The sequence below is a fragment of the Halopiger djelfimassiliensis genome, assembly GCF_000455365.1.
GTDB lineage: Archaea > Halobacteriota > Halobacteria > Halobacteriales > Natrialbaceae > Halopiger_B > Halopiger_B djelfimassiliensis.
Window position 1 is genome coordinate 1,047,090 of the sequence record NZ_HG315685.1, and the last position, 11,744, is coordinate 1,058,833.

The following is an 11,744-nucleotide window of genomic DNA, read 5'->3' on the forward strand; positions in this document are numbered from 1 at the left end:
TCGAACGAGTCCCGTATCCTCTGTGTGAACGAAAGAGCGTGCGTATCCTCCATGCTATCCGTTCGAACACCGTTGTTCCAAACTCCCACTCGGAAACATAATTAATTAGGTATTAAAAATAAATAATACTGCTTTATCTGATTAATCATGAGTTCTGGCAAGTCGAAAGCGATTGCGATACTGTTCGCCGTACTGCTGGCGACATCGACGGTCGCCATGCCGGTACTGGCGAGCGGCCCGGCTCGGAACACGAGTCACACAGCGGAGTTTCCGGAGGGAACCGACGGCGTTCCTCCGAACTCTGATGGGACTGCAACCATCGCTGGCGAGCAAAACGACACGAGGTATACGCCACCAGACTTCGGGAACGACACGACGATCGAGCGCATACTGAACGCGACCGAACGCTTCGGCGACCTCGAGATCGAAAACGACACCGCCGCCATCGCCACCGTAAACGAGACCCTCGAAGCGATCAACGTCTCCCTGCGGAACTACCGGCAACTCGACTACGCGGATTCCCAGGCCGTGCTCGATCACCAGGCCGAAGCACAGCGATCGCTCGCGGAACTGAAAGCCGAAGTCGACGGTGACGACGAGGCGATCGTCGACGAGATCAGCCGCGAATTGTACGCGGCGAGTAATATGACCGCGAACTTCGCCGTCGCCGACGCCGCCGGGATGGTCCTCGCCAACAACGAGGCCCTGCGAGCGGAGGAACGGCGCGCGAAAGCGGTCGCCGAACTGACGATGGCGTACCGCGAACTCGATCGGGCCAACGCCACCGTCTCGAACGGATCAGTCGGTCCGACGGACCGCGCTACGGCAGTCGAATACCTCGAAAGCGCCTGGATACACGCTCAAGGGACGCTCGACGAGGTCGAAGCCACGATCGAACCGACGCTGTCGCTGTCGCACGGCCAACCGTTTGAACGAAACGGGACCGTCCGGGTGCCGATCGAGGCGACGCTCTCTGACCTCCGCCCGTACGCGTATGAGAACGCGACGGTGACCGTCGACGGTGGCGGGACCGCCACGCTGTCGTTCGTCTCCGAGGAGTGGGCAAACTCCTCGGCGACCGGCATGACGCCCGTCGATCTCGGGCCTGACACGGAGAACGCGACCGTCACCGTGACCGCGACGCCCGAACACGACGCCGACCGGACCGTCACGGCGACTCACGAGGTCGCTATCACTGAGGGGGACGTCCACTGGGAGCGGCCCGCTCCCGACGAGTACCGCGAGGTCGAGGTCACGGACAACTCCTCGGGCGTCTCGGTCAACACCGGAGGGAACGGCCTCCACGAAACCGACGTCTCGATCACCGACGAGACGCCGACGACCGACGACGACTACCGCGCCGGCCCGATGGTCCGCGTCGAGAACTCGACGCCGATCGACGAGGCGACCATCGAGATTCCCCTCGACGAGGACGCCCTCGAGCGCGAGGGCAACCTCTCGATCGTGACCTGGGATCCCCGGAGCGACGAGCCCTGGACGCCGGTCGACACCGAGATCGACCGCGAGGCCGGCACGGCGACCGCCGAGGTCGACCACTTCTCCTTTTTCTCGGTGTTCTGGATCGAGGACTGGGAGGACCAGTACAGCGAGACGATCACGCTCGAGGACGACGAGATCGGCGGCGACAACGGCACCGAGATCGAGCTTGCGGACTTCGTGTTCGTGATCGACGAGAGCGGCAGCATGAGCGGGTCGCCGAGCCACTACGCCGAACTGGCGGCCAAGCGCTTCGTCGGCGCGCTCACCGACGACGAACGCGCCGGACTCGTCGGCTACTCTTCGGGCGCGAGCCTCGATCACTCCCTGACGACCGATCACGACGCGCTCAACAGCAGCCTCTCGGGACTGTCCGCCGACGGGGGAACCGACACCGAATCCGGGCTTCAGGTCGGCCTCGATCACCTCGAGTCCGAAAGCTGGGAGAACCGCTCGAAGGTGATGCTCCTGCTGTCGGACGGCAAGTCAAACGACGACTCGCATCCGCGATCGGTCGCCGAGGACGCCGCCGACGCGGGCGTCGAGATCAGCACGATCGGCCTCGGCAACGACATCGACGAGGACGAACTCCGGGACATCGCCGGAACGACCGGCGGCGATTTCTATCACGTCGAGAACGAGGAGGACCTCCCGGACGCCTTCGAGCGGGTGGCCGAGAACCAAACCGGGGTCGATCTGACCGACACGAACGGCGACGGCATCCCCGACCGGGTCGCCGAGATGGACCTGCGGATGCCGACCGGCGGTCCCGGCGTCGTCGGCGAGCCGCTGAACCTCGACCCGATCGCGCTCGACACCAGCGGCGACGGCATCCGCGACAACGAAACCGTCGACATCACCTACCGCGTCTTCGAGGACAACAACGAGACGAAACTTCAGGCGTCGGTCACGCACGCTGCCCACCACCCCGCTCGGATCGACACGACCGGCGACGGGTTGACCGACGCCGAACAGCAGACCGGATGGGAGATCGAGATCGTCGACGATCCACACGAGGCCCAGGATCTCGAGGAGGTAGTCACCGATCCGGACGTCGACGGGGATCCGGCGACGTACTTTTCGTCACGAAGCGTCGCCGCCAACCCGCTGGTCGACGACACGGACGGGGACGACCTCACCGATCTCGAGGAACGGAACCTCGGCACCGATCCCGACAAGCGGGATACCACCGGCGATGCCATTACCGACGCCGAAGCGTTCGACGACCCCGAGGAGGATCCGACCGTCTTCTCGACGAGTCCCCCGGACGTAACGCTCGTAGACTACCGGCGCTGGTCCGAGCCCCCAGACATCGACGTGGACCTCAGTCGGGATCCCGTCGACATCGAGGGTCCCTCCTGGAACTTCCAGTATCAAGTCTCGATCCACGATCCGGGCGGCGTCGCCGCATACGAACTCACCCGCGGGGACAGGACGGTCGGCAAAGAGACGCTGGAACACGAGCCGACCACAGTCGCGCGCACCGAAACCCTCGAGTCGATCACCGAAGGCGTGTTCACCACCTGGCGGGGCTCACAGACCTCGGCCGAAGCGACCGACGCCTACGGAAACAGCGGCGGCGAACGCATCCACAGCGAATCCTCGTTCTACGGCGAGGTGATCGGCACGAACGTCGACCCCTACTCCGGCGGCGTCCTCTCCGGGTTCACCCACAGCGCCGCCGAACTGCCCGAACTGCTCGTGACGATCGGCAGAGCTCTCTGGGACGATCCCAAATCGGCCGGCGAGACGTTCGTCGGCTTCGTCGACGAGATCGATCAGGAAACCCTCGAGCAGGCGCTGCCGATGATCATCGAGTCGACCAAGGAACAACAGCGACTCGACAACCCTCACACGGAGGGAACCGACGACTACGAGCAGTACGCTCAGGGCTGGTACGAAGGGTATACGTTGCACTTCCTTGCGTCGATGGCCTACGGCGGCACGGTCACCAAGGGAGCCACCAAAGGCGCAAACGTCGGCAAGCGCGTCGGCAAAGTCGTCGACGACGTCCCGGCCTCCCGGGCGCTGCGGGCCGACGGGAGCGGACTGCGTTCGGCGCTGATTTCCCATCGACTTGCCGAAGGGATCGACGACATCGGTGCAAAGTTCCGGACCGCCGGAAGAAATGCACAGGCGGCACGCATCAGCAATATCGACGGTCGCATCCTTGACTCACTCAGTTCGTCGCAAAAGGACCAACTCTCGCGGTATCTGGCCGAAGGCGGTGAGGATGCAGTTACGACAGTCAATCGTCTCGAAAAGAATGAGGTGATAAAATTAGTTAATATTGCAGAAGATACCTCCGCTCGAGAGGTCGGGGATTTCCTCAACTACCCACGTAACCATCGACTCGTATCTGATCTTAACGGCGAATTGACCCACGTTATGCAACTCCCGCGGGCAGAACAGAGAGCATTGCACACTCTCGCTTACGAGAGTGATCGCCTCCGTCATATTGACGATCTATCCACAAAGGAAGTCGTGCAACTCTCCGAAAACGGAGCGACGCTCCGCGAGATACAGGTGATTGCAAAAAGTCCTGCACATGACGGTTCTATCCGTTGGATGGAACGGAGTGACAGGCAACATGCCTTCCAACGCCACGTCCGTGGAGAGGAGATCGGGAGTAAGGACCAGACGACACTCTTTCCGGCAGGTCAGACCGTTGATTCACCTATCGGATCGGCCACGATGCCCCCACGTATGACCGATAATAGCGTCGCCTTGCGCTCAGAGATCGAAGATATCGCGTACACAGCGGTCAAACACAGCGATGTTGATGATGGCTCGAAAATCATCTCGAGCCGGATTTCACGGCACGGAATCGAGAGTGTTGAAATTAATATCCAAGGTGGGAAGATGGAAAGCGTCTATCCACAGTCAGGACAAGCGGTACGTAAGTTTAAAAACGGCCAGTGGTGGCGATGGGACCCCGAAACGAACGATTTCGTAAGCTGGGAACCCTAAGTCACACGGATCTCCAAAACAAAATTCCGACTCATGAGTAACGAAATGTGGCGAACGGAGATAACGACCGGCTTTACTGATCTAGACGCAGACAAGGCCGCCGACGGCCAAGAACTGTGGCCAGTGGTAAGCCTCCGGCTGACTGATCCGGCAACCGAACGCGAACTCGAGTTCAAGTTCGATCGTCCGATGAGCACGATTCTCGAAGAGACGGCAGGAGCGATCCTCGACGCGACCGATGGGACAGTCGCGAGGTCGGTGCCGATACTGTGGTATTATCGCCGCCGTGGAGACCAACTCGAGCGAGGGGAAAGCACGCCGATGTATCACCCCGTTCCGGATCGTGATGGGGTCGTCGAAATCGATCTCGTTCAGTCCCCAATGGAGCACACCCCTGATCTGGGGCCGAGACGGTTCGTTGATGCAGTCGACCTCGAGTCGGAACTCCCGGTTGATCCCGTCTCGGTTTCGGTGACTGAACAGCTATCCGGGCTGACAGCGGCTGGCCGACAGACACTTGCGTTCTACCGTGACCACGGCACGGACCCCTCGACAGTCCGTGGCTCACTGCCAGCGCTCGTCGACGAGATCGAAACCGCCCTCGAGTCGGCACGGGAGGGAGCGCCGGTGTTCGATACCTCGTTCGACCGTCTCGAGGCGTTGATCGATCCGAACGCCGGCGACGACATCGGCCCGATCGAGTCCGACTGGCTCCGGGCGCACATCCTCGAGGAGGAGTTGATCGACCCGCTGATCCGTGACCACATCTCGAAGCAGCTGCCTGAGCGGGCAGAACGGCTGTACGTGAGCTTGATAGCGCGCGGAGACGAGACGTACGTGGATCAAGCGCTGACGACGTTGCAAGCCCATCCCGACGAGAAGGCGTTGCGAGCGCTCGTCCTCTGCCTGCTATACGACGACCCTGATTTAGTGCCGGACGCGGTCGCGGTTCTCGGCGCGCTCCTCGAGACAAAAGTCGAATTCGACGAAAGTACGCAAGAATACGATCAACACAACGCGATCGAAGACCTCCGTGAGTGCATCCGATCGTCCGACCACGCAGTCAATAAAATCGCTGCGATCGAAACCCTGGCGGACCTCGAGCCGGCCGATCCGTCGCTGGTCGATCGCGACCACCTCATCGAGACGATCGAATCAGCGCTCGACGACCCCGACGAGGACGTTCGGCAAGCCGCCGAAGACGCAGTGACCCGACTTGAGTAACGTTCCTACAGGAAGGTCCCTATCGAAGAGAGTGAACAATATATGGACAATATCGAAACACCCCACAATCAAACAGCTATTGAACGTATTGATCTGAAATCAAATGAACTACATAGAGGATGATGGATTCGGAATCAAAGTGAATTGTGGCGTTGACGGCGAGTTCGATATCATGTTGGAATAGGTGAAAGGTCAAACGATCGATTAGGACGGCTAAGCGTTCGAAATACGATGTCCAACCCAGAAACCATCCGAGTTGCATATCTTTATAACGGAACAGTTGATCAACGGATCGCCGAGAACGTAATTGCGTCGCTAGAGCGCCAAAGCGGTCGTGGGAGGTTCGACGGTGCGTATCATTTCGGGTACTGAGATGAGAACGACGAGTTATGCGGCGAGACCGGTGGTCGAACCCGGACAGCTGAGCTGCTATCGTCGTATTTTCCTTTCTCGACGAGGTCCACTGGCTGGATACGGGCAGACAGACGAATCTCAAATCGATAACAGACGAAATCAAACAACGGTAAACGAGCTACAGAACACGCCGGACGTACGGCTATAAACAGAGAATATCCGTGTTGTGGAAACTGATGAAACGACGGAAACCGTTTCGATCGGATCATGAATAGTAAGCAGCAAAACCACGTGGCAATCTCTACTGCAAGCGGTGTCGCCTGGCACTACATCATTCCATCCGCTGCAACTACGTGTGCCGAACAAGCCACTGAGATAACCGAGTTGTGTTCGCAGCTATTTGATATCTTTGGTGGTTTCATCACACCAATCGAAATCAAATACGGGATTGCCGTGTATGCCGAGGATCAACGTCCGCCGTACGATGATAATACCGGTGAGAAGGTAAGGACAATAATACGAGATGTTCGTGACGAATCCGGGATAACGAACTCCGACTTCGTCACCTCCACTCAAGTGGCTTATCCCGGTGCGCGGTGGATTCCGAGAGTTCCATTCGACCACAATCGATTACAGCTCCACTTTCCCGATGGTGATCAGTTCATCGAACGATCGGACTGTGTCGCATATTCGAAAGGCGATCCTGTAAATCGGAAGCCGACATGGGAACCGATCGAAATCGTCGTAAAATACACTAAAAATAGAGAATATAAGAATATAGAGACGGATTACGTGTTCAGAATCGACGTGAGGCTCTTTAGCGATGTTTGGTTCTCAGAAACAGAATCTGGTCAAAGAAATCGAGCCTCCCTCTCGGAATTCCTCGCGCAACTTGCAGACACCGTTCGGGCCGAACAAATACAACGAGAAGTAGACTCCCTATCGGATATGTGGATCGACCTCGAGCTTCAGGAATATTCCGAAACGTTCGATCCCTCGGACATATACTAAGACCCGATAGCATGAATCATCTGCGAGCATCACAAAATGGCAACGTGGATCGTTAGGAGTGGTCGTTACTGCCGGATCGGGGAACCATTACATCCGCTTACAGTCCGATTGCTACACGCATCCTTTGCTATCGAAGGTCGATCAACCGAATTCATGTACTGTCTTCGGTACAATCTCACAGCGATATCTGGTTGGAGAACACCGATATCGGCCAAGTGAACAAACAACGTCTCGTTGGTTTCTTTGACCGGATCCAAATGTACCTCCCGATTGAGATGATTGGTAGACGATTCGGACAGTATTCTATCAACCGATTAGGGTCAATTCATTAATATAATAATATATTAATTAAGAAGAGTAAAGCGCAGCAATATGGTTCTTGTTCGGCTCAAAAGCGAGATGCATTCCCTAAGCGGAACATCTCCAGCCATTCGGCTCATTGGCGCAGACGGAACAACGAAATACATCAACGTCAATCCATGATCGACAACGAACGAGGTCACGTCGCAATCGCCACCGAGTATGGCGTCGATTGGGACTTCATCGTCCCTTCAGAGGCGGTTACATATTCTGAACAAGCGAACGAAATGGCGACACTCTGTACGACGATTTTTGATTCGTTTGACGACTTTCTGACACCGATTGAGCTGACATACACCATCCAACTCTATCAGGAGAATCGAAACGTCTCCGCGATGGATACACGAACCGAACCCGGAGAAACGCTGGAACGATCTCTTCGAAACGAATCTGGAATCACCGCTCACGAGTTCGTTGCCTCAACTCAAGTCGATCGTGCTACCATACGAAGCATCCCGCGTGTCCCTTTTGATCACAATCGAGTCAAACTTCACTGCAACGACAGTGAACGGAGTATTGACCGAACGGATTGTGTAGTATATCGGAAAGGCGAACCAGTGAACTGGGAACCAACATGGGATCCGCTCGATGTTCGAATCGCTTTCGCTCCAAACCGCCACCATCCAGCGGTCGGCTCCGAGTATATGTATCACATTTCCGTTGGGCTCATGAGCGATGTCTGGATCAAGCAAACGAAGGCAGGTACCCGTAATAGAACCACTCTATCACGTTTTCTCGAACGACTTTCCGATTCGCTCCCTAGTGAACAGGTCGTTCGTGATGTCTATCACACGTCGGATTTCTGGATCGATCTCGATCTGCAACGGCATGCTGGGGATTTTGACCCAAAGAACATATATTAATACAATCTATTTATAATATATTGCAATATATAAGAGTGAAATCGCCTCGAGTATAACGATACCACATATCCAACAAGGGTACAGTAGTAGTGACCGTCCCAGCATCCTAACCGCGTAACAAAATCTCATTCCTGTACAGATATTTAAAATTGAAATCGGAAAGCAAAAATAACTGAGAAAAAGCTCCTAGGAGAAGGTTCCATGATCCGAACAGACGTCACTGATTTCGGCGATTCACTGCCTTGGGCGACGACACTGTCGATGTCGTTCGGCGAGAGAGACGAACGCGACGTCGCAGAGGGTGCACAGCTAACGTCAGGGGTGCGTTGGCGATTCCGAGATCCCGAGGACACGGACGAACTCGAGTTTCGGATCGAAGAGACGGTCCAAGCTCTCATCAGTTACGTCGCGAAATCTGCAATTCACGCGAGCGAAGGCGATCGATCTCTGGTGCGGACTGCACGGTGGGAGTTCACACGTAATGGCGAGCGGATCGACCGAGGCGACGGTCCCATTGTACTGCGCCCACTCGAAGGGGACGTGATCACGATCGACGTCGCCGCGTTCGACGATCCCGACGAAGCGTCCGTCGGTCGACTAGATTCGGACATCGAGATCCAGTCACACCTCCCAACGGGTCCCGTTCCCGTCCGGTTTGAGGACATCCTCACCGAACTGGCCGAGGCCGGCAAGGAAGCGCTCGCGATGTACCGGGAGCAGGAGGCACCGCAGTCGGATCCCCACGAATCGCTGCGCGCGCTGGTGCGCGACGTAGCGGCCGCTCTAGAAACAGTCGACGATGGCGCGTTCGGGGGATTCGATGCGTCTCTCGAGAGCTATGTGAAACTTCTCCTGGAGAATCCGACGACCGCCGAAGACGTCTACGGACCAATTCGGGACGACTGGCTACTCAACCACGCCCTCGAGACCGACGTGATCGAGCGATTGATCGACGAACGGATCCGACCTGCGGACACGGAGACGGCGCGACGCTGGTACAAATCACTGTTTATGATCGGGGACGGGGTCACGGAAGAAGCGCTGGACACGCTGGCCGCCGATCCGGATCAGCAGGCGATCGGCGGGCTCCTGCTATTCGTGTGGGACGACGATCCGCAGTTCGCTCCGCAAGCAGCCGCGATCCTCGGGGCGCTGCTCGCGGATCACGACGTGTTCGAAGAAACTCGAGAAGATCGGGAGCACGTCCTTCAGCAGGTCGAGAACCTTTCGACTCGTTCAGATCATGCCCATATTCGAACCGCTGCCGTCAAAGCGCTCGGGGTAGTTGGCGACCCACACTCCCAAAGCGTCTTAGAGACGGCTCGCGACGACCCAGATCCCGACGTTCGAACTGCGGCCGAAACAGCGCTCGAGCGAGTGAACGACTGATCAACGCCAATACTCGAGATCCTTGGGACGAGGCTCGCGACTCACGATGAACTCGACGAACCAACGACGGATTGGGGACAGGCAATTACGGATATTGAACGACTCGTCGAGCGATCGAATCAACCCGGCGTCCGGATCGCCGCACTGCACGCACTCGCGACGATCGGTGCGGGCTGCTCTCGCGGCACGATCGAAACAGCACTCGACGATCCCGATGAAGAGGTTCGACAAGCCGCTGAGGAAGCACTAGACCGGTTGGAGTAATCAAATAGCCAACGCCGGCTCACTGGAAAATTTCGTGTATGATGCGGATAACCTCGATGATGCCGTGTTCTCATCGATGGAGTAAAACATCTCCAGACTGCACTTCGCCGATTTGGACTCCGATTTCGATACAAAAACATGGAAATCGGATGTCGCTGACGTGTCTTTTGTGATATAAAACAACGTACCTCTTCGCTCTCAAACTGTTTCAGTCACGCAAAACCATCAACAGCCGAATCGTGGCTCCAAGCCTCCGCCGGCTGGTACAATGCTACAAACTAAACACGATCCTGCTCACGCTCCCAATATTCTTCTAAATCCGTCGCGTAAGACCCGCTGAGTAGGTCTGCGAGCTGCATGTCCAAACCAACTCCACGACCTGCTCGCTTCTCAAACTGCGCTAACTAGACGGTGCCGAAACGCACCACATATGACTGAAAAGACTTGTTGATTCGGTATGGCTATTGCTGGACGGATCGTGGAAGTCAGCCCTCACTGCGTGTACCAGGGTACCGTCTACGAGAATCGAGTCGTGGTCGAAACTGATGAGAGCCGATTCGGATGCTTCGATCCCGATATGAACGCGTTGGAGTCAATGATCGGGGAGCATCGAGATATGGATATCTATCCCGCCTTGCCGACGAGCGTTGAGCCAGCGAATGAGGACGAAATTGGAACCGAACCGAACGAACGTAATCCCGACGACTATACAGACCACACGTTCTGTGGGCGCGTTGTTTCGAAAACTGATAGCTAGCCTAAAACTATCGAACTGAATGTCGGTATCGGAACGATCGAGACAAAATTTACCCAGTACACTACGGATTAAATACCATATCAAGGAATTGTTTATAACATTGATATCGCAGATGTCATCCAAGTGACTGCCAGTCGGGTTGATCTCCGCAAAATTAAACCTATATAATTCTTTGAGTGTTTCTCACATATGATGTGAAGTAGATTCGAAGGTAGATTGAATCTAAACTGATGCTATCTACCAAGACTCCATCTCCCAATTGTCAAACGCAGAAAAGACCCGTACATTTCACTACTAAGGACGAGGAATGATGCACTCTGAGAGCTAGTTATGGCCGAATCCAGAGGAACATGGGGGACGGAAACAACGGTCTCCTTTGGCGAGACGGATGCGACACTGGCTGGCGATGCCCGGAGAGTACAGCCGGTGATCACACTCACGCTGTCCGATCACGAAACCGACCGAGAACTCGAGCTCCGGTTCGACCAGTCAATGGAAACGTTTTTCGAGTTCACGGGAGGAGCAGTCCTCGACGCGGCTGACGGAGCACGTTCGTGGGCGGTCCGGGTGACGTGGTACTATCGACGCGGCGGCGAGCGTCTCGAACGCGAGAAGAGTTCGCTGATGTATCGCCCAGTACAGCCGGAGGCTGGGTTGATCGCCGTCGATCTCGTCCAGGTCACCAGCGAGGTCGCACCCGAGGGTGGAAAAGGCCGGTTCGACGAGGACGCCGACCTCGACTCCGATCTCCCCTTCGATCCGGTCCCGGTTTCGCTCGTCGACCACCTGGAGGCGCTTGCAACCATCGCGCGAGAAATACGGGCGTTTTACCGCGACCACGGCACGGACCCCTCGACAGTCCGTGGCCAACACCTCACGCTGATCGACGAGATCGAAACCGCCCTCGAGTCGGCACGGGAGGGAGCGCCGGTGTTCGATACCTCGTTCGACCGTCTCGAGGCGTTGATCGATCCGAACGCCGGCGACGACATCGGCCCGATCGAGTCCGACTGGCTGCGGGCGCACATCCTCGAGGAGGACCTGATCGAACCGCT

At 56.8% G+C, this 11,744-nt stretch carries 8 protein-coding genes and 1 pseudogene; all 9 read left to right on the forward strand.

Annotation, left to right across the window (positions count from 1 at the left end; genetic code table 11):
- Window positions 1–147 precede the first annotated feature (147 nt).
- On the forward strand, window positions 148–4,467 hold the full coding sequence (locus TX80_RS10990) for a vWA domain-containing protein (protein WP_081661555.1): 4,320 nt from the start codon (window positions 148–150) through the stop codon (window positions 4,465–4,467).
- Between the two features lie 33 nt (window positions 4,468–4,500).
- Complete coding sequence (locus TX80_RS10995) at window positions 4,501–5,691, forward strand: HEAT repeat domain-containing protein (RefSeq protein ID WP_154658620.1); 1,191 nt, start codon at window positions 4,501–4,503, stop codon at window positions 5,689–5,691.
- Between the two features lie 621 nt (window positions 5,692–6,312).
- Window positions 6,313–7,056 (forward strand): hypothetical protein, encoded by a 744-nt coding sequence (locus TX80_RS11000; protein ID WP_049923132.1) that lies wholly within the window; start codon window positions 6,313–6,315, stop codon window positions 7,054–7,056.
- Between the two features lie 479 nt (window positions 7,057–7,535).
- A complete protein-coding gene (locus TX80_RS18990) occupies window positions 7,536–8,279 on the forward strand; it encodes a hypothetical protein (protein ID WP_154658621.1) in 744 nt (247 codons plus the stop codon).
- A 201-nt stretch (window positions 8,280–8,480) separates the two neighbouring features.
- Window positions 8,481–9,668 carry a HEAT repeat domain-containing protein gene (locus tag TX80_RS11010; protein WP_081661557.1) on the forward strand — a complete coding sequence of 396 codons (1,188 nt, stop codon included), beginning with the start codon at window positions 8,481–8,483 and terminating at the stop codon, window positions 9,666–9,668.
- 93 nt (window positions 9,669–9,761) lie between these two features.
- Window positions 9,762–9,932: a HEAT repeat domain-containing protein gene (locus tag TX80_RS20105; protein WP_394324881.1), complete on the forward strand. Its 171-nt coding sequence runs from the start codon at window positions 9,762–9,764 to the stop codon at window positions 9,930–9,932.
- A gap of 49 nt (window positions 9,933–9,981) precedes the next feature.
- A pseudogene (locus TX80_RS18670) lies at window positions 9,982–10,214 on the forward strand (IS6 family transposase); the annotation flags it as partial.
- Window positions 10,215–10,389: 175 nt separating this feature from the next.
- Window positions 10,390–10,689 carry a hypothetical protein gene (locus TX80_RS11015; RefSeq protein ID WP_049923135.1) on the forward strand — a complete coding sequence of 100 codons (300 nt, stop codon included), beginning with the start codon at window positions 10,390–10,392 and terminating at the stop codon, window positions 10,687–10,689.
- A 330-nt stretch (window positions 10,690–11,019) separates the two neighbouring features.
- The coding region (locus TX80_RS19430) for a hypothetical protein (RefSeq protein WP_195893066.1) at window positions 11,020–11,744 on the forward strand (725 nt) is incomplete at its 3' end.

What these genes read in the sequence shown, in the direction of transcription:
- TX80_RS10990 (WP_081661555.1), top strand. Translation starts at nt 148, where the DNA reads ATGAGTTCTGGCAAGTCGAAAGCGATTGCGATACTGTTCGCCGTACTG.
- TX80_RS10995 (WP_154658620.1), top strand. Translation starts at nt 4,501, where the DNA reads ATGAGTAACGAAATGTGGCGAACGGAGATAACGACCGGCTTTACTGAT.
- TX80_RS11000 (WP_049923132.1), top strand. Translation starts at nt 6,313, where the DNA reads ATGAATAGTAAGCAGCAAAACCACGTGGCAATCTCTACTGCAAGCGGT.
- TX80_RS18990 (WP_154658621.1), top strand. Translation starts at nt 7,536, where the DNA reads ATGATCGACAACGAACGAGGTCACGTCGCAATCGCCACCGAGTATGGC.
- TX80_RS11010 (WP_081661557.1), top strand. Translation starts at nt 8,481, where the DNA reads ATGATCCGAACAGACGTCACTGATTTCGGCGATTCACTGCCTTGGGCG.
- TX80_RS11015 (WP_049923135.1), top strand. Translation starts at nt 10,390, where the DNA reads ATGGCTATTGCTGGACGGATCGTGGAAGTCAGCCCTCACTGCGTGTAC.